The organism is Micromonospora sp. NPDC051543 (genome assembly GCF_044454415.1).
In the GTDB taxonomy this organism is placed as follows: domain Bacteria; phylum Actinomycetota; class Actinomycetes; order Mycobacteriales; family Micromonosporaceae; genus Micromonospora.
Genome location: NZ_JBITDT010000001.1, coordinates 76,388 through 93,336 on the forward strand (window position 1 = coordinate 76,388; position 16,949 = coordinate 93,336).

23 protein-coding genes and 1 pseudogene are annotated in these 16,949 nt (G+C 71.6%); 19 read left to right on the forward strand and 5 right to left on the reverse strand.

Annotated elements, in window-relative coordinates; translation table 11 throughout:
• Positions 1-44 precede the first annotated feature (44 nt).
• The 3 genes from ACIA3K_RS00365 to ACIA3K_RS00375 all read left to right on the forward strand — a co-directional run bounded on the left by ACIA3K_RS00365 (position 45) and on the right by ACIA3K_RS00375 (position 1,856).
• Positions 45-242: a hypothetical protein gene (locus ACIA3K_RS00365; RefSeq protein ID WP_145781709.1), complete on the forward strand. Its 198-nt coding sequence runs from the start codon at positions 45-47 to the stop codon at positions 240-242.
• 78 nt (positions 243-320) lie between these two features.
• Complete coding sequence (locus tag ACIA3K_RS00370; RefSeq protein ID WP_396798053.1) at positions 321-1,598, forward strand: hemolysin family protein; 1,278 nt, start codon at positions 321-323, stop codon at positions 1,596-1,598.
• Positions 1,599-1,670: 72 nt separating this feature from the next.
• A complete protein-coding gene (locus tag ACIA3K_RS00375) occupies positions 1,671-1,856 on the forward strand; it encodes a hypothetical protein (protein WP_355244916.1) in 186 nt (61 codons plus the stop codon).
• 5 nt (positions 1,857-1,861) lie between these two features.
• Here the strand turns inward: ACIA3K_RS00375 and ACIA3K_RS00380 are convergent, their stop codons facing one another.
• The gene (locus ACIA3K_RS00380) at positions 1,862-2,512 is read right to left on the reverse strand and encodes a hypothetical protein (protein ID WP_357118794.1); all 651 of its coding nucleotides are present in this window, start codon (positions 2,510-2,512) and stop codon (positions 1,862-1,864) included.
• Between the two features lie 132 nt (positions 2,513-2,644).
• Here ACIA3K_RS00380 and ACIA3K_RS00385 point away from each other — a divergent pair, with 132 nt between their 5' ends.
• On the forward strand, positions 2,645-2,851 hold the full coding sequence (locus tag ACIA3K_RS00385) for a hypothetical protein (protein WP_355051033.1): 207 nt from the start codon (positions 2,645-2,647) through the stop codon (positions 2,849-2,851).
• Here the strand turns inward: ACIA3K_RS00385 and ACIA3K_RS00390 are convergent.
• The 3 genes from ACIA3K_RS00390 to ACIA3K_RS00400 all read right to left on the reverse strand — a co-directional run bounded on the left by ACIA3K_RS00390 (position 2,848) and on the right by ACIA3K_RS00400 (position 4,488).
• Positions 2,848-3,324: a hypothetical protein gene (locus tag ACIA3K_RS00390; RefSeq protein ID WP_396798055.1), complete on the reverse strand. Its 477-nt coding sequence runs from the start codon at positions 3,322-3,324 to the stop codon at positions 2,848-2,850. The two genes, ACIA3K_RS00385 and ACIA3K_RS00390, sit on opposite strands and share 4 nt — an antisense overlap.
• Positions 3,321-3,533 carry a phosphatidylethanolamine-binding protein gene (locus tag ACIA3K_RS00395; protein WP_088948250.1) on the reverse strand — a complete coding sequence of 71 codons (213 nt, stop codon included), beginning with the start codon at positions 3,531-3,533 and terminating at the stop codon, positions 3,321-3,323. Before ACIA3K_RS00395 ends, ACIA3K_RS00390 begins: the two co-directional genes overlap by 4 nt.
• Positions 3,534-3,606: 73 nt before the next feature.
• Positions 3,607-4,488: a universal stress protein gene (locus ACIA3K_RS00400; RefSeq protein ID WP_396798057.1), complete on the reverse strand. Its 882-nt coding sequence runs from the start codon at positions 4,486-4,488 to the stop codon at positions 3,607-3,609.
• A gap of 112 nt (positions 4,489-4,600) precedes the next feature.
• Here ACIA3K_RS00400 and ACIA3K_RS00405 point away from each other — a divergent pair, with 112 nt between their 5' ends.
• The 15 genes and pseudogenes from ACIA3K_RS00405 (at position 4,601) to ACIA3K_RS00475 (ending at position 16,231) form a co-directional block, all read left to right on the forward strand.
• On the forward strand, positions 4,601-5,347 hold the full coding sequence (locus ACIA3K_RS00405; RefSeq protein WP_396798058.1) for an SAM-dependent methyltransferase: 747 nt from the start codon (positions 4,601-4,603) through the stop codon (positions 5,345-5,347).
• A 75-nt stretch (positions 5,348-5,422) separates the two neighbouring features.
• Positions 5,423-6,601, forward strand: a complete 1,179-nt coding sequence (locus tag ACIA3K_RS00410) for a PP2C family protein-serine/threonine phosphatase (RefSeq protein ID WP_396798060.1) — start codon at positions 5,423-5,425, stop codon at positions 6,599-6,601.
• 56 nt (positions 6,602-6,657) lie between these two features.
• A complete protein-coding gene (locus ACIA3K_RS00415) occupies positions 6,658-7,125 on the forward strand; it encodes a MarR family winged helix-turn-helix transcriptional regulator (protein ID WP_396798780.1) in 468 nt (155 codons plus the stop codon).
• A gap of 281 nt (positions 7,126-7,406) precedes the next feature.
• Positions 7,407-8,039: a CDP-alcohol phosphatidyltransferase family protein gene (locus ACIA3K_RS00420; protein ID WP_396798061.1), complete on the forward strand. Its 633-nt coding sequence runs from the start codon at positions 7,407-7,409 to the stop codon at positions 8,037-8,039.
• Positions 8,036-8,971 (forward strand): DUF881 domain-containing protein, encoded by a 936-nt coding sequence (locus ACIA3K_RS00425; protein ID WP_396798062.1) that lies wholly within the window; start codon positions 8,036-8,038, stop codon positions 8,969-8,971. Before ACIA3K_RS00420 ends, ACIA3K_RS00425 begins: the two co-directional genes overlap by 4 nt.
• Positions 8,968-9,300: a small basic family protein gene (locus ACIA3K_RS00430; protein ID WP_355051040.1), complete on the forward strand. Its 333-nt coding sequence runs from the start codon at positions 8,968-8,970 to the stop codon at positions 9,298-9,300. Before ACIA3K_RS00425 ends, ACIA3K_RS00430 begins: the two co-directional genes overlap by 4 nt.
• A gap of 11 nt (positions 9,301-9,311) precedes the next feature.
• Positions 9,312-10,326: pseudogene (locus ACIA3K_RS00435) on the forward strand (DUF881 domain-containing protein).
• Positions 10,327-10,384: 58 nt separating this feature from the next.
• Complete coding sequence (gene gcvH, locus ACIA3K_RS00440; protein ID WP_355051255.1) at positions 10,385-10,765, forward strand: glycine cleavage system protein GcvH; 381 nt, start codon at positions 10,385-10,387, stop codon at positions 10,763-10,765.
• 217 nt (positions 10,766-10,982) lie between these two features.
• Positions 10,983-11,435 carry an FHA domain-containing protein gene (locus ACIA3K_RS00445; protein WP_007071101.1) on the forward strand — a complete coding sequence of 151 codons (453 nt, stop codon included), beginning with the start codon at positions 10,983-10,985 and terminating at the stop codon, positions 11,433-11,435.
• A 50-nt stretch (positions 11,436-11,485) separates the two neighbouring features.
• The gene (locus tag ACIA3K_RS00450; RefSeq protein WP_355051256.1) at positions 11,486-12,187 is read left to right on the forward strand and encodes a MerR family transcriptional regulator; all 702 of its coding nucleotides are present in this window, start codon (positions 11,486-11,488) and stop codon (positions 12,185-12,187) included.
• A gap of 181 nt (positions 12,188-12,368) precedes the next feature.
• The gene (locus ACIA3K_RS00455) at positions 12,369-12,833 is read left to right on the forward strand and encodes a bifunctional nuclease family protein (RefSeq protein ID WP_007460347.1); all 465 of its coding nucleotides are present in this window, start codon (positions 12,369-12,371) and stop codon (positions 12,831-12,833) included.
• A 192-nt stretch (positions 12,834-13,025) separates the two neighbouring features.
• Positions 13,026-13,607 carry a MerR family transcriptional regulator gene (locus tag ACIA3K_RS00460; RefSeq protein WP_396798065.1) on the forward strand — a complete coding sequence of 194 codons (582 nt, stop codon included), beginning with the start codon at positions 13,026-13,028 and terminating at the stop codon, positions 13,605-13,607.
• 364 nt (positions 13,608-13,971) lie between these two features.
• Positions 13,972-14,370 carry a group 1 truncated hemoglobin gene (locus ACIA3K_RS00465; RefSeq protein WP_355051043.1) on the forward strand — a complete coding sequence of 133 codons (399 nt, stop codon included), beginning with the start codon at positions 13,972-13,974 and terminating at the stop codon, positions 14,368-14,370.
• 2 nt (positions 14,371-14,372) lie between these two features.
• Complete coding sequence (locus tag ACIA3K_RS00470; RefSeq protein ID WP_396798069.1) at positions 14,373-15,539, forward strand: globin domain-containing protein; 1,167 nt, start codon at positions 14,373-14,375, stop codon at positions 15,537-15,539.
• On the forward strand, positions 15,536-16,231 hold the full coding sequence (locus tag ACIA3K_RS00475; protein ID WP_396798071.1) for a DivIVA domain-containing protein: 696 nt from the start codon (positions 15,536-15,538) through the stop codon (positions 16,229-16,231). Before ACIA3K_RS00470 ends, ACIA3K_RS00475 begins: the two co-directional genes overlap by 4 nt.
• Positions 16,232-16,281: 50 nt before the next feature.
• On the opposite strand, the gene ACIA3K_RS00480 is transcribed toward ACIA3K_RS00475, so the two are convergent.
• On the reverse strand, positions 16,282-16,938 hold the full coding sequence (locus ACIA3K_RS00480) for an NAD(P)H-binding protein (RefSeq protein ID WP_396798073.1): 657 nt from the start codon (positions 16,936-16,938) through the stop codon (positions 16,282-16,284).
• Positions 16,939-16,949: the final 11 nt, after the last annotated feature.

Here is a 16,949-nt window from a genome sequence, read left to right on the forward strand (position 1 = left end):
GCTAACCGGCCCCCAAACCGTCGGCGGTCACCTACGGTGACGCCATGGACCCTTCGGCGGTCTGGCGGGACCGGCAGCACCAGTGGCGGATCGAGGCGTACCGCGCCCCGGACCTGCGGTTCGCCATCTACGCGACGAACGGGCCCACCGAGTCGGTGCCGCTGTGGCTGTTCGGCATGACGGCGCTGGCCCGGTGGTTGATGACGCACTCCATCTCGCTGGACGACCTGGAGGTCGACTGAGCGCCGACAGCCGCAAACCGGGCCCGTGGCCGGCCGCGCTGCGGTTGAGTGACGGAAGGCGGTCGATGGGGGTGCGTGGTGGGCGGTCAGCTGGGGCAGTTGGCGCTGGTCGCCGTCCTGGTGCTGGTCAACGCCGCGCTGTCCGGCAGCGAGATGGCGCTGGTGACGCTGCGCGAGGGGCAGTTGCGACGGTTGGGTCGGCGCAGCCGGGCCGGCGAGCGGCTGGTACGGCTGTCCCGGGACCCGAACCGCTATCTGGCCACCATTCAGCTCGGCATCACCCTGGCCGGGTTCCTCGCCTCGGCGGCGGCTGCCGTGTCCCTCGCCCAGCCGCTGGTCAGCCCGTTGGGTTTCCTGGGCGCGGCGGCCCGTCCGGCCGCGGTGCTGCTCGTGACGGTGGCCCTCACCTTCGTCACGCTGGTGGTGGGCGAGTTGGCGCCGAAGCGCCTCGCCATGCAGCGCGCCGAACGGTGGGCGCTGCTCAGCGCCGGCCCACTGGACCTGCTCGCCCGGGTGTCTCGCCCGGCGGTGTGGCTGCTCAGCTCGACGACCGACGTGGTGGTCCGGCTGGCCGGCGGGAACCCACGGGCCAGCCGTGAGGAGACCACCGAGGAGGAGCTGCGGGAGATGCTGGCCACCCAGCGGGGACTGTCGGCGCAGCAGCGGGAGATCCTGACCGGCGCGTTCGACATCGCCGGTCGGACGCTGCGGGAGATCCTGGTGGCCCGGCGGGAGGTGACCACGTTGCCGGACGACCTGCCGGCCCACGAGGGGGTTCGTCTGCTCGGCGTCGCCGGCCGGTCCCGTGCTCCGGTCACCGGCCCGGGCGGCCTCGACGAGGTGGTCGGCGTCGTGCACATCCGCGACCTGGTCCGGGCCGAGGCCGGCACGGTGGGGGAGCGGGCCCGGCCGCCACTGCTGCTGCCGGTCACCCTGCCGGTCGCCGACGCGCTGCGCTGCCTGCGCCAGGAACACCAGCAGATGGCCCTCGTCGTGGACGAGCGCGGCGGCATCGACGGCATCGTCACGCTGGAGGACCTGCTGGCGGAGGTCGTCGGCGAGCTGTACGACGAGACCGACCGCGACGTGCATGGTGTGGTCCGGGAGTCGGACGGGTCGCTGCTGGTGCCCGGTGACTTTCCCCTGCACGATCTGCCCGACGTGGGGGTGCGGCTGAGCTTCCCGCTGTCCCGGGAGTACACGACGATCGCGGGGTTGGTGCTGTCCCGGTTGCGGCACCTGCCGGGGTCTCCCGGGGAGACCGTGCGGTTGCCCGGGTTGACGATCGAAGTGGTGGAGGTCGCCGACCGGGCGGTGCGGCGGGTACGGCTGCGTGGCTTCGTCACCGAGCGATGAGTTGGCACCCAAAAGAGGGACAAACCGCGCTAAACGACACCGGGCGGTCGGGGTGCGCCTACGGTGCGGTACGTGAAGGACCGAGGGTTACGTACGTTCGTCACCGTCCTCGCCGGCCTCGCGGTGATCTATTTCGGCAGCACCGGCCGCAGCCCCGAGGAGGGCCGTGGCATCTCCGGCGGCGTCATCGTCCTGGCGCTGCTCGCCGCGCTGCTGGTGTGGCACCTGACCCGGCCGGGGGACAAGACCGTCAAGTGAGCGACTCAGCCGGCGGCGACGCGGGCGACCTCACCGGCGGACTCCTCGCCGAGCGCCACCCGTACCAGCGCCGAGGCGAGCCGACCGAACTCCGGCTCGTCGACCAGGGAGGCCAGCCGGTCCGGTGAGCCGGGCAGGCCCAACCGCTTCGCGCCGGCGAGGGCCCGACGGTCGGCGTACGGGCGCACGTCGGACCAGACCGTCTGCGCCTCGCGCAGGTAGATGTCCGCGCCGGTGGGCCCGATGCCGGGGAACTCGGTGAGCCGGCGACGCAGCCCCGCCGGGTCGCCCTGGGCGTCGCGGTGCAGTCGACGCAGGTCGCCGTGCCACCGGTCCAGACACAGTCGGGCGCCGGTGCCCAGCATGGTGGCGGTGCGTTCGTCGTAGCGGCGGTAGTGACCACGCCCCAGCGCGTCGACCCGCTGCTGCCAGCTCGCCGCCTCCATCGCCTGCGGTGTGCGGTAGCCGGCCGCGAACAGCTCCCGCGCGGCGTCCACCGCGACGCACGCCCGGATGCGGGTGCTCAGCAGGGTGGCCAGCACGAGCAGCTGGTACAGCGGACCGGGGCGGTCGGCGAGCCGGATGCCAGCCTCCTCGGCGTACGTGTCGCCCCGCCGGTCCAGCAGGACCCGCACCACCGCTCGATCGTCGCCCACACCACGGGGTACCCACCGCACGCCCGGCTAGCCCTCCCGACGCCCGCCAGGACCGGAATGTGGCCGGATCCGACGGGTATGCGGCCGGTGGAGGCGGTCGATGCCGCCCGCCGTACCGGGAGGGAGACGCTCGTGGTGAATCCGCAGCAGGAGGAGTTCCGGCGTAACGCCAAGGGAGCGACCAGCCAGGACAGCAAGGGGCCCGGACCGTCGGGTCATCCGCTCAACCGTGGCTCGTCGCGCGGCGACGCCGGCCGGCCGGTCCCCAAGGGACAGGTGTCGCCGTACGGCCCGGCGGGTGAGCCGGTCGCCGAGGACGACAGCGACACCCGCTCCTAACGACCGTTACCTGACGGCCGTCGCAACCTGTTCCAGGTGGCGGCGGCCGTCAGCCCGTACGCCACGTGCGGAATGATGTCCGAGATCCAGTCCGAGCGCCGCCAGGTACGGGGATCGCTGATGCCCAGCACCGTGATGGACCCGTCGGTCATCGCCATGACGCCGGCGCCGAGCACACCGGTGGCCATCGGCAACGGCTGCCGGCGGCCCCCGGCGTAGAGCGCGAACGCCATGCCGGCGGCGATGCCCAGCCCGTAACCGATCAGGGGCCCGAGCCCCGAGCGGCGGGTGGCCGCCCGGGGCTCCGGTCCCAGGTCCACGTGCGCGAGATGGGCCAGCTTGTCGACGGTCTGCTCCGGCGTGCTGCTCGCCGGCCGCGCTCGCAGCGCGATGTCGAGGTAGCCGACCACGTTCAGCGCGGTGCTGCCGACCGCGCCGGCGATCGCGCCGTCGGCCAGGTCGACGCCCCTCACTTCGGGTCGCCCGGTTCGCGTTCGCTCTTGGGACCGTACGTGCGCTCACCACGCACGACGCCCCGTTGGCCGCGATCCTCCTGCAGGATCCGGTTGGCGACCTGGTTGGCCTTGCCGTCCGGTACCCGACGTCCGGAGTCGTCGATCGCGTTGCGCAGGCGCGCCCGCTGCTTGTCGTACGCGTTGCTGCCCGGCCGTGGTCCTGGCATCTGCTGCCTCCTTCGTCGCCGTTGGCGTACGGCGGCCGTCTACCCGTTGGGCGGCGGACCAACCCCGGGGCGTTCAGTGAGGGCCGCGCACCACCTCGACCGGGCAGCGCGCGTGGTGCAGCGCCGACTGGCTCACCGACCCCAGCAGCAACCCGGTCACCTCGCCGCGCCCCTGCCCCCCGACGACCAGCAGTTGCGCGTCACCGGACGCCTCGGCGAGCACGGCGCTGGCGCGTCCCCGGATCGCCCGGCACGTCAGGCGCAACCCCGGATGACGGTCCGTCAGCCCGTCCAGCCAGCCGCCGAGCAGCCGCTCCTGCTCGCCGTGCAACCGTGCCTCGTCGTACACCAGGGGTTGCAGGTCGCCGGGACCGCTGCTGCCGGGATGCCGGTAGGCGTGCACCGCGCGCAGCGGCACGCCCCGCGCCACCGCGGCCTCGGCGGCGACGTCGGCGGCGAGCAGCGACGCCGGTGAGCCGTCCAGCCCCACCACCACCGGACCGTCGGGGCGTTGCTCGCCGCGGGCGACCAGCACCGGGCAGTCGGCGTACGCGCTGACCTGCACCGCCACCGAGCCGACGACGAGCGCGGAGAAGCCGCCCAGTCCCCGGTCGCCGAGCACGATGAGCGCGGCGGTCGGGGACTCGCCCACCAGCACCGCCGCGGCCTCCCCGTCGATGATCTCCCCGGAGACCGTCAGCCCGGGTGTGGTCGCCTCGGCCTCGGCCACGGCTGCGGCGACCAGCTCCTGTGCCCGCTCGCGCAGGCCGGCGCCCGGCGGCGCGTCGGGCGGAGGCGCCACCGGCACTCGTAGCAGCGGCCAGATGAAACCGTGCACCACCCGCAGCGGCCAGTGCCGGCGGACCGCCTCGGCGGCGGCCAGGCGCACGGCGCGCAGGGATGGCTGTGAGCCGTCCACGCCGACCACCACCGCCGCGCTGTCCGCCGCGTTCACCGCCTCACCCCCGCCGGGCCAGTATCGCGGGCGTGGCGGCGCGGCGGAGCGATACCGCCGCTCGGGCACCGGTCGGTACGCTGGCGACGACCCGAGGGGAGGAGCGTCGTCGATGGGTGAACCGGACGAGCCGAGCACCGCTCGCATGATCGACCACTGGCTCGGTGGGGAGCACCACTTCGGCGTCGACGTGGCCGCCGCGACCGCCTTCGAGCAGGCGTACGGGCCGTGCGCGCCGGTCTTCGCGGAGCTGCGGGCGTTTCTCGGCCGGGCGGTCCGGGCGATCGTCGAGCAGGGCGTGGACGGGTTCCTGGTCTTCGGGGCGGGGGTGCCCACGATGGGCAACGTGCACGAGGTCGCCCCCGAGGCCACCGTGCTCTACACCGACGTCGACCCGGTGACCATCCGGCTGGGCCAGCGGATCCTCGCCGGCAGCGACCGGGCGGGCTACGGCTATGGCGACGCCACCGACATCGGTACCATCGACCCGGCCCAGCTGCACCGCTTCGTACCCGGGTGGGGGCGACGGCCGGTGGGGGTGGTCTTCCTCGGGCTCGCCGCGTTCCTCGACGACGACACGCTGACGCGCACGCTCGACGAGCTGTACGCGGCGGCGGCGCCGGGCAGCCTGCTGGCCGTGGACTTCGACACCGAGGAGCTGGCCGCCCACCCGCAGGCGTTGGCGATGATGGGGCCGGCGTTCCGGATGCGACCTCCGACGGCGTTCGCGCCGCTGCTGGGCCGGTGGACGCCGACGCCGGACGGAATCGTCCCGGTCAGCCGCTGGCGGCCCCCCGGTGTGCCGGTCGACGTGCCGGACGCCTTCTACGGCGTCCTGGCGACGCGCGGCACCAACTGACCCGCGACGACGGGTTGTCCGGGGCTCTCCGTATGATGCTTGCCCTGTAGCAAGTTTTTGGAGGGACAACCAAGCATGGTGGACGCGCCGGACGGGGTGTCGCGCGCGCTGCGCGAAGCCGCGCCCGACCAGTTGGCGGAGGCGGCGGACCGGGCGATCCGGGCGGCGTTGGGTGCGGTGCGCACCGACGTGTTCGTCGCGGACTACCGGATCAGCGGGCTCTGGCCCGTGCTGGACCCGGACCTGCCGGCGGCCGGAGCCCTGGCCCGGCACACCGTGGCGCAGCGCTGCTTCTCCAGCCAGCAGCCGGTGCGCGACGGTCTCGAGGACGGCGCCTGCCGGCTCTACCTGCCCCTGACGGTGTGGGGGGAGCGCCTCGGCGTGCTGCTCATCGAGCTGCCGACCGTGCCCGGCCCGGCGGTCACCGGCCGTGCCACCGACATCGCCGGTGACCTGGCGGTGGCGATGCGGGCCGCGGACCGGGAGACCGACCGGTACCGCCGGGCCCGTCGCCGGGAGCGGCTCAGCATGGCCGCCGAGATGCAGTGGGACCTGCTACCCGGGCGCAGCGTGGCACACCGCTGCTTCCACCTGGCCGGGCAGTTGGAACCGGCGTACACCGTCGGGGGAGACCACTTCGACTGGTCGTTGGACGGGGAACGGCTCACGTTGACGGTGCTCAACGGCGAGGGCAACGGCCTGGCCGCGTCGCTGCTGACGGCGGTCACCGTCAACGCCATGCGCAACGCCCGCCGCTCCGACGGCGGCCTCGTGGAGCAGGCGGAGCTGGCCTCGGACACGGTCTACTACCAGCACCGGGGCCGTCGACACGTGGCCACGTTGCTGCTGGAGCTGGACATCGCCACCGGGCGGGTACGGGCGGTCGACGCCGGTTCGCCGCACCTGCTGCGGATGCGCGGCGCGACCGTCGAGCCGATGACGCTGGATCAGCAGTTGCCGCTGGGCATGTTCGCCGAGACCCGCTACGAGGTGCAGGAGTTCCAGCTCGCGCCGGGTGACCGGGTCTTCGTGGTCAGCGACGGGGTGTGGGCTGCCGAGCCGGCGGGGCGGGAGCCGTACGGGCAGCGGATGATGGCTCGTTCGCTGCGCGCCACTCGGTTGCAGCCGGCGACCGAGGCGGTTGGTACGGTGATGCGCGAACTACACGCATACCACGCGGATTCCGATTTGCGCGACGACGCTGTCGTCGTCTGCCTCGACTGGCATGGTCCGCGTGGGCGGGATGGCGGATGAGAGTCGCCGCCACCGTCCCGGGCGGGCACCAGCGCGACGACGGCAGGGGACATCGGGTGGAGCGACCGGCGGATCTCGCCGCGGCGATCAACGCGGCCGCAGAGACGTTGATCGCCGTGCTCGACTCGGCGGCGTCGCGGCATCAGGTGCCACCGACGCAGTTGCGGGTGCTGATGCTGATCAGTGGCCGTCCCGAGACCAACGTCAACGGGCTTGCGGAGCTGCTGGACGTGGTGCCCTCCTCGGCCAGCCGACTGTGCGACCGGTTGGAGGCGACCGGCCTGTTGCGTCGCGTGGCGGATCCGCGGGATCGGCGGGAGGTGCGGTTGGTGCCCACCGCCGCCGCGTTGACGCTGTTGCGGGAGTTGGCGGAGCGACGGCAGCGCGCGGTGCAGGCCGTGTTGGACAGGATGCCAGCCCGGACGCAGCACGACCTCTTGGCGTCCCTGTTGGCGTTCGGCCGAGCGGCGACGCAGACGGTGCCGGAGCAGCAGACCGAACCGGCAGCGGTCCAGACGGCCTGACGTCTTCCACTAGTATCCTAGGACGCCTAAGCGGTGGTGATCCACACCACACCGCCACACCACCGCGCCGACGCCGCACAGCGGCCGGGCCGCCGACGAGAGCCCGATATAGTGGCAGCGCACTCAACCGGCCCGCGATCTCGGTGATCGCGGGCCGTATCAGGGCAGAGGTCCCGTCCCGGGGCCGCAGGGGAGCCGGTGGTTGCCGGCCCGACAGCGCGTACGACCTCCGCCGCGCCCGATCTCGGCCTGGCGTCGGGGCGTGCCGTGAAGGAGGTTCGGTGTCGCGTCGGCCGGCTCAGGCAGAGCACCCGCGGGACACCGGCGAGCAGGCGCCCGGCGACCAGGTGCTCACCCTGCCCAACCTGATCAGCTTCGGGCGGCTGCTGGGCGTACCCCTGTTCCTCTATCTCTTCCTGGTGGCCCGGGCGGACGTCGCGGCGGTCGTGGTGCTGGCCATCGGCGGCACCACCGACTGGGTCGACGGTTGGATCGCCCGCCGACTGCGGCAGGTGAGCCGGCTCGGTGAGCTGCTCGACCCACTTGCCGACCGGCTCTACATCCTCGCCACGCTGCTGGCCTTCACCGCCCGCGAGGTGGTGCCGTGGCAGTTCACGGCGGCGCTACTGGCCCGGGAGCTGCTGCTGCTCGGCTCGCTGGCGGTGCTGCGCCGCTTCGGGTACGGGCCGCCGCCGGTGCACTACGTGGGCAAGACCGCCACGTTCCTGCTGCTCGCGGCGTTCCCGGTGCTCCTGCTGGCCACCGAGTGGAGCGCGGCGGCGACGGCCACGGCCGCGATCGGCTGGGGGTTGGCCTGGTGGGGGCTGGTGCTCTACTGGGTGGCCGGCGCGATGTACGTGGTGCAGGCGTCGCGGTTGGTACGCGGGGCGCGTGACCGGGGAGCGGCCGCGTGAGCGCGACGCCGCCGCCGCGGCCCCGCCCGGATCGGGTGTACGCGCCGGACTTTCTCACCGAGTTGTTCCGCAACCCGCTGGACCCGGGGTACGCGGACGCGGCCGCCGCGCGTCGGCGGGGGTCGTCTGCGGACGCGCCCCGGGGCTGGGCGGCGCGGTCGGTCGGCCTGGTCGTGGTGGTGGTGCTGGGTTTCCTGTTCGCGGTGGCGTACCGCCAGACGATGGCGGACGAGCCGGGGCGCGCCCAGGCGCGTTCGGGGCTGGTGGCGCAGATCAAGGAGCGGGAGAGCCAGACCGACCGGTTGTCGGCGCGCGCGGACCAGTTGCGTGAGGAGGTCAGCCGACAGCGGGACGCGGCGTTGAGCGGTTCGGCCGCGGCGCGTCTGCGGGACCTGGAGGCGAGCACGGGGCTGGGCCGGGTGCGGGGTGACGGTGTGGTGGTGCGCCTGGCGGACGCTCCGGGGAACGCGGACGCGGTGACCGGTGCGGGCGCGGGGCCACCGCGGGTGTTGTACAGCGACCTGCAGGGTGTGGCGAACGCGTTGTGGAGCGCCGGCGCGGAGGCGGTCGCGATCAACGGCCAGCGGTTGACGTCGACGTCGACGATCCGTTCGGCGGGTGAGGCGATCCTGGTGGATTTCCGGCCGGTGACGGGGCCGTACGAGGTGTCGGCGACGGGTCCGGGGTCGATGCGGCGCACGTTCGAGGACAGTCGGAACGCGGCGCTGATGCGGGAGGTCGCGCAGAAGACCGGGTTGTCGTTCGGTGTGCGGGAGGCGGAGGACCTCACCCTGCCGGCGGCTCCGGAGCCGCAGCTACGCTACGCCAAGCCGTCGGTCAGTCCGAGCCCTTCGGGGGCGGGTGGCCGGTCTGGCAGTCCTGGGTCGTCGGGTTCGCCGGGGACCGCTAGTCCTTCCGGAGGTGGCGGATGATCGCGGTGCTGGCGTTGCTCGCCGGTGTGGTGCTCGGGGTGTGGCTTGATCCCACGGTGCCGTCGGCGTTGCAGCCGTACCTGCCGATCGCGGTGGTTGCCGCGTTGGACGCGGTGTTCGGTGGGGTGCGGGCGAAGTTGGACCGCATCTTCGACGACAAGCAGTTCGTGGTGTCGTTCATCTCGAACGTGCTGGTGGCGGGCCTGATCGTGTATCTGGGTGACCAGTTGGGCGTGGGTGGGCAGTTGTCTACCGGTGTGGTGGTCGTGCTCGGTGTGCGGATCTTCGGAAATGTGGCGGCGATCCGCCGGCACCTGTTCCGGGCGTAGGTTTGACAGCGATGAGCGACGAGCAGGATGAGACGGGGACGGGTTGGCCGCAGCCGGCGGTGCCGGGGCGGCAGGGTGGGCCGGCGGGTGAGCCGGATCCGCGGCCGGACGCGCCGGATCCGGACGAGTTGAGTCCGTTGGCGCCGCGCGAGCCGGTGTCGGAGCCGCGGCCGGACGACGCGGAGCCGGAGGTGACGCCGGTCGATGACGGGGCGACGGTGGACCTGCGCGCGGTGTCGCGGGTGGGGGAGCCGGCGGTGTCGTCGGACCAGCCGGACGAGCCGGACGAGCGGGACGTGCCGCCGGCCGCGCCTGCGGTGAGCGGTCGGTCGCGGTGGAGCGCGGCCGGGGTGATGATCGCGGTGTTGTTGGCGTTGCTGGGCTTCACGCTGGTCGTGCAGTTGAAGACGACGTCGACGGATCCGACGTTGGGGGCGACGCGTCAGGAGGACCTGGTGCGGATCCTGTCGGACCTGGACGCGCGCGAGAGTCGCCTGCAGCAGGACATCCGGGCGTTGGAGGACAGTCAGCGGCAGTTGGCCTCGGGTGAGCAGGGTCGGCAGGCGGCGTTGGACGAGGCGACGCGTCGGGCGGACGAGCTGGGGATTCTGGCGGGGACGTTGCCGGCGGTGGGCCCGGGGTTGACGGTGCAGTTCTCCAGTGGCGCGAAGCCGATCACGGCGAACCGGGTGTTGGACGCGGTGCAGGAGTTGCGGGGCGCGGGCGCGGAGGCGATGCAGATCTCCGGCGGTGACCGGGCGACGGTGCGGGTGATCGCGTCGACGTACTTCCTGGATGGGGAGAACGGGTCGTTGATGGTGGAGGGGCGTCGGTTGACGGGTCCGTACACGATCACGGTGATCGGTGATCCGGCGACGATGCGTACGGCGTTGAACATTCCTGGTGGGGTGGTGGCGTCGGTCCGGGGTGACGGCGGTAACGTGACGTTTGGGGAGCGTGAGGTTGCCGAGGTTTCGGCGCTGCACGTGCCGACCAAGTAGGAAACACGCCCGTCCGGTCTCCTGACCGGCGCGGCCGCGCCGGGCCCGGGTGGTCCGGGGCACGATGGATGAGGACGCGTCTGGTGATTCCCGAGGATCTGCGATACACCGCCGAGCATGAGTGGGTGGCGGGTGACGGCACCGGTTCGATCCGGGTCGGCATCACGCACTTCGCGCAGGACGCGCTGGGTGACATCGTGTACGTGCAGTTGCCGGAGGCGGGTGCGGTCGTGGCGGCCGGTGACTCGTTGGGTGAGATCGAGTCGACCAAGAGCGTGTCGGAGATCTACGCGCCGGTCGCGGGTACGGTGGCCGCGCGGAACGAGGCGCTGGGTGACACTCCTGAGCTGATCAACACGGATCCGTACGGTGAGGGTTGGTTGGTGGAGATCACGCCGACTGATCCGACGGCGACCGACGGGTTGCTCACGGCGGGCGCGTATCAGAAGATCACCGAAGGCTGAGTGTGCTTGATCCGGCGTGCGGGATGTCTGCGCGCGTCCGGTTGCCCTGCATTTCGGCGCTGGCTAGGCTCGCCCAGTCGACCGAGAAGAACCCATTAGTTGTGCGTTGCGGAATTGCCTTCCCGGGCACGGGGAGCCAGCCGCCGGGTGTTGGAGTGCCCGGCGGCCAGACCCGCCATTACCCGACGCCGACCGAACAGATCCGTGAGGTGGTCCCATGACGCGCCCAGACGACGAGTTCCCCCCGCTCGACGTCACTTCGACGCTCAATCTCGGCTCGCTCGACGAAGTGCTGGAGGGGCCGGACACCGATGTGGTGCCGAGCCGGATGTCCGGTTCGTTGCCGCCGGGTATGGCGCTGCTGGTGGTTCGTCGCGGCCCGAATGCGGGTGCCCGGTTCCTGTTGGACCACGACGTGACGACCAGTGGCCGGCATCCGGACAGTGACATCTTCCTCGATGACGTGACGGTGTCGCGTCGGCACGCGGAGTTCCACCGTGATGGTGGGACGTTCACGGTGCGGGACGTGGGTAGCCTGAATGGCACGTACGTGAATCGTGAGCGGGTCGAGGCGGCCACGTTGAGCAATGGTGACGAGGTTCAGATCGGTAAGTTCCGGGTGGTGTTCATCGCCGGTCCGCGCCCGGAGGAGGAGGCCGGCCGGGGGTGAACGAGCCTGCGGCCTCCACGCCACCCGGGGCGGCCCGGTCCCAGCCGCTGATGAGCATCGGTGAGGTGCTGGGTCAGTTGCGGGTGGATTTCCCGGACACCACGATTTCGAAGTTGCGGTTCCTTGAGGCCGAGGGGCTGGTTGAACCGCAGCGGACGGCGTCGGGTTACCGGAAGTACAGCTGGGACGATGTGGCGCGGTTGCGGTTCGTGTTGACCGCGCAGCGGGACAGGTACCTGCCGTTGCGGGTGATCCGTGAGCAGTTGGCCGAGTGGGATTCGTCCGGTGAGCAGCCGGAGCGGTCGCGGCCGGCGTTGGTGGCGGTGGGGCCCGATGGTGCGGTTCCGGGTCGGGAGTCGGCGGAGCCGGCCGAGTCGTCGCAGGTGCGGCTCGGCCGGGCTGAGTTGGTGGCCCGCAGTGGGATCGACGAGTCGACGCTTGTGGAGTTGGAGCGGCTCGGTGTGCTGGTGTCGGATCCGCCGGGGTGGTACGACGCGGATGCGTTGATCATCGCGTCGGCGGTGGCGGGTCTGGCGGCGTACGGGTTGGAGCCGCGGCATCTGCGGGGTTATCGGACTGCGGCCGATCGTGAGGTCGGGTTGTTCGCGCAGTTGGTGGCGCCGTTGGCGCGGCAGAGTGATCCGGCGGCACGGGCGCGGGCGGCGGAGACGGCGCGGGAGTTGGTGGCGTTGTCGGAGCAGTTGCACGCGGCGTTGGTGCGGGTGGGGTTGCGGTCGACGTTGGGTCGGTGAGGTGCCCGGCAGGTGCGGCGGAGCGGAAAGATCTCTTCGGGGAAGCGTGCCGTAGGCTTGCCGGGGTAACCCCTTTCTGGCGCGGACGTGGTGCTGTAGCGCATGGGACGGCCGTGTTGCGGTCCGTGTACCGTGCAGGGAAGGGCGCGGTGCGTAGGTTGACGACGACACGGAGGCGGCGGTGCGCGAGCTGAGCGTGGTCGGAGTTCGGGTGGAGCTGCCCAGCAACCAGCCGATCGTCCTGCTCAGGGAGGTCGAGGGCGACCGCTATCTGCCGATCTGGATCGGTGCGGTCGAGGCCACGGCTATCGCTTATGAGCAGCAGGGGGTCAAGCCGGCCCGTCCGTTGACGCATGATCTTCTGCGGGATGTGTTGGCGGCGTTGCAGGCGCCGTTGCAGGCGGTGGAGATCACCGAGCTCAAGGAGAACGTGTTCTACGCCGACCTGTTGATCGGTGACGGGGTGCGGGTGTCGGCGCGTCCGAGCGATTCGATCGCGTTGGCGTTGCGGGTTGGTGCGCCGATTCGTTGTGCCGAGCAGGTCCTCAGCGAGGCGGGGATCGTTATCCCTGACGAGCAGGAGGATGAGGTGGAGAAGTTCCGCGAGTTCCTGGAGCAGGTGCGTCCGGAGGACTTCGCGGGCTGAGCGGTTCGGGTCCCCGGCCGGTGTCACGGTGGATGACGCCGGCGCGTGCTTGGTGATCTTTCCCGGTGGCTGCGCGGCGTGTCGCGCCGGTTCCTCCGCGGTAACCCCTGAAGGTGGCGTTAGGGTTGCCGTGTCGAGGGGTGCGCGTCGCAGGAAACGATGCGTCGCCGCACTGACGGGGAGGTTGTCCGCATGCACGAGCCGCAGGATCCCGATCCGGGTACGCAGGTGAACGAGCCGGGCGCGACGCCTGAGGGTGACGGCTCGGTGGGCTACCGAGGTGTGACGGCGTGCCACGCGGTGGGCATCAGCTATCGGCAGTTGGATTACTGGGCTCGGACGACGTTGGTGGTGCCGAGCGTCCGGGACGCGTCGGGTTCGGGGACCCAGCGGTTGTACTCGTTCCGCGATCTGGTGGTGTTGAAGGTCGTGAAGCGGTTGTTGGATGCGGGGGTGTCCCTGCAGAACATCCGTAAGGCGATCGAGGCGCTGCGGTCGCGTGGTGTGGAGGATCTGGCGGGTATCACGCTGATCTCTGACGGGACGACGGTGTATGAGTGCCGGTCCCCGGAGGAGGTGGTCGACCTGTTGCAGGGTGGGCAGGGCGTGTTCGGGATCGCGATCGGTGGGGCCTTCAAGGAGATCCAGGGGTCGTTGTCGCATCTGCCGGCGGAGCCGGCGGCGAGCGGCCCGGCGGAGCCGGTGGTGGGGTCCTCGTCGGATCCGGTGGGCGACGAGTTGGCGGCGCGGCGGGCGCGGCGGCGCGCGGGTTGAGTAGCGCTGTGCGTCTGTCGGTGCGCGGTCCGTTGGTGTGGGTGACTTTTTTGGACGCGCCCGTCTGGTGACTGTGGGTCAGTGCGGTCGACGTCGGGTGGCCGTTCCCCGGTCGATGAATCCACGGTGGATACTGTCTGTGGTTCTCCCGTTGCGCTGGGTGGAATCTTGGGTGGACGGTGGTGACGGTGTGTGTCCGCCAGTTGTCGGGAATCGGATAGGGGGGCCCTGACCGGAGGTTGCGGGCACGCTATGGTCCGTCACGGTCCCCGCCGTGGTGCCCCGTGGCACGCGGGTGTCGCGTCGGTGGCCGTAGCCCCTGCGCGTCACCGCGCGCGACCTTTCACCCCCGGAAGGAACGACCGTGACGGTTACGGAAGAGACCGCTGCCGCCTCGCACTACGACCGCATCGGCGGCGCGAGTTCGGTGAAGGCGGCCGTCGAACTGTTCTACGACAAGGTCCTCGCCGATCCCGAGCTGGCGGGCTACTTCGCCACTGTGGACATGGCGACGCAGCGTCGACACCTGGCGTTGATGTTGGCGGTGGTGTTGGGCGGCCCGAACGAGTACGCGGGTCGCGGTTTGGCCGAGGCGCACCAGCCGCTGGGCATCCCGGCGGAGCACTACGCGAAGGTGGGCGTGCACCTGATCACGACGCTGACGGAGTTGGGTGTGCCGGCCGACGTCCTGGACCACGTGCGCGTGGTGCTGGGGCAGGTGCAGGACCAGGTGGTGTCCACCGGAGAGCGTCCGGGCGTCTGAGCGTGGACGCGGCCCGACTCAAGCAGAGTTGGTCCCTCGTCGCCGCGCACGGCGACGAGGTTCCGCTCTACTTCTATTCGACGTTGTTCCTGGCGCATCCCGAGACGCGCCAGATGTTCCCGACGAACATGGCGGGGCAGCGGGATCGCCTCGTCACCGCGTTGGGGCACATCGTGTCGCATGTGGACCAGATCGATCGGCTGGTGGGTTTCCTGCAGGACCTCGGCGCGGACCACCGCAAGTTCGCGGTGCGCGCGGAGCACTACCCGGCGGTCGGTGAGGCGCTGCTGGCGACGTTGCAGCATTTCCTGGCCGAGCAGTGGACCGACGAGCTGGCTCAGGACTGGGCGGGCGCGTACGGGTTGATCGCGCAGGTGATGACGGAGGCGGCGCAGGCCGCCGAGGCGGTGAACCCGCCGTGGTGGGTGGCGGAGATCGTGGCCCACGAGCGGCGGGCGTTCGACGTCGCGGTGGTGACGGTGCGTCCGCAGTACCTGTTGCCGTTCACTCCGGGTCAGTCGATCGGGGTGTCGCATCCGGCGGTGCGGTCGTGGCGGTACTACTCGCCGGCGAACGCGCCGCGCGCGGACGGCACGTTGGAGTTGCATGTGCGGGCCGCTCCGGGTGGCGCGGTGTCGTCGCGGCTGGTGTACGGCTCGGCGGTGGGTGACCGCGTCAATCTGGCCGCGCCGGTGGGGGAGCGGTTGGCGTTGTGGTCGGCGGGCTCGGGTGACCTGTTGTTGTTGACCTCGGGCACGGGTTGGGCGCCGATGAAGGCGTTGGTGGAGCAGATCGCCGCGGAGGGTGCCCGTCGTCGGGTGGACCTGTATGTGGGTGCCCGTTCGCGCAGCGAGTTCTACGACAGTGACGCGATCGACAAGATGGCGTCGTCGTTCCCGTGGTTGACGGTGACGTACGTGGTGGGCGCGGACGTGAACCGGCCGGGTGAGTTCGTGCAGGCGGTGGACCGGGCGTTGGCCGATGGTGACTGGCGTTCGCGGCACGTGTACGTGTGCGGGTCCGACGAGATGGTGTCGCACGCGGCGCAGACGTTGGCGCGGGCGGGCTATCACGAGGGTCAGGTGCATCACGAGGGTCTGGGCAAGCAGTGGTACGGCCCGGCGTGGCGTACGGCGGTCCAGCAGTCGAGTTCAGGGGGTGACCAATGAGCGCGAGCCCGATCAGCCGGTACGACGGGATTCAGGTGTCCGGCGGTGTGCAGGTGCGGATGACCTCCGACCGGGTTCGGCGGTGGGAGTTCGGTACGGCGCCGTTCGCGCGCCGGGGCTATGACCACGCGGACGTGGACCGGTTCCGGGTGCAGATCGCCGACGAGTTGGATCTGTTGGCGACGCAGATCGCGCATCTGCGGGCGGAGAACGAGCGGCTGACCGATCGGGTGGAGTTGCACCGCCACGGGGTGATCCCGAGCACTCCGGCGGCGGCGAAGGTGCCGGCGGCCAAGGAGGTGAACCTGCTGTCGGCGGCGCAGCGGGAGGCCGAGCAGATCATCGCGCAGGCGCACGACTACGCGCGGCGGGTCGCCGAGTACGCCCGGGTGCAGTACGAGAGTTACATGCGGGCGGCGGCGGAGGAGGCGAAGCAGGAGGCCGAGCGTGCGGTGGCGGAGTACCGCAGTTCGGCCGGGTCGAGCTTCGACGATTCGGTGGCGACCCGGGAGGCGTTGCGGATCTTCGGCGAGATGATGGTGTCGCACATGCAGGCGGCGGCGCGGCACCTGGACGACGGCAGTGAGCAGTTGGTGCGCACGATGGACCGGATCGCGAAGGAGACGCCGGGGGCGCCTTTCGTGGGTGGCGCGGCGGGGCAGACGGCGTTGCCGCGTCACCACCAGCGCTGAACACCTGGCGGGTGGGGCTCTACGCGTAGGGCCCCACCCCCGGTCGAGGTTCAGGTGGTGGCGGCGTGGATCGCGTCGGCGATCGGGGTGGGTCCGTCGACGAGTTCCAGGGTCGCCCCGGCGGTGCGGGGTTCGTCCAGGAGCGCGGCGAGGACGAGGGCGACGTCGGCGCGGCTGATGACGCCCCGACCGGCGTGCGGGGTGAGGGTGACGTGCCCGGTGGGTTCGTCGTCGGTGAGGCGGCCGGGGCGCAGGACCGTCCAGGCCAGGTCGCGGCCGCGCAGGTCGTCCTCGGCGGCGCGTTTGGCCCGCAGGTAGGCGGCCCACACGTCGTCGGTGCCGGCGGCGGGTGGCCGGTCCACTCCCATCGAGGAGACCAGCAGGTAGCGGTGGACCCCGGCGCGGGTGGCGGCGTCGGCGAGCAGCGCGGCGGCGGCCCGGTCGACGGTGTCCTTGCGGGCGGCGCCGCTGCCGGGACCGGCACCGGCGGCGAAGATGACCGCGTCGGCGTCGTGCAGGTGCGCGGCTACCTCCCCGACGTCGGCGTGTTCCAGGTCGCACAGGACCGGGGTGGCGCCTGCGGCGCGCAGGTCGTCGACGTGCTCGGGGTTGCGGATCAGGCCGACGGCGGTGTCACCGCGCTCGGTGAGGTGCCGCTGCACGAGCAGGGCGATCTTGCCGTGGCCTCCGGCGATGACGACACGCATGTGCCCAACCT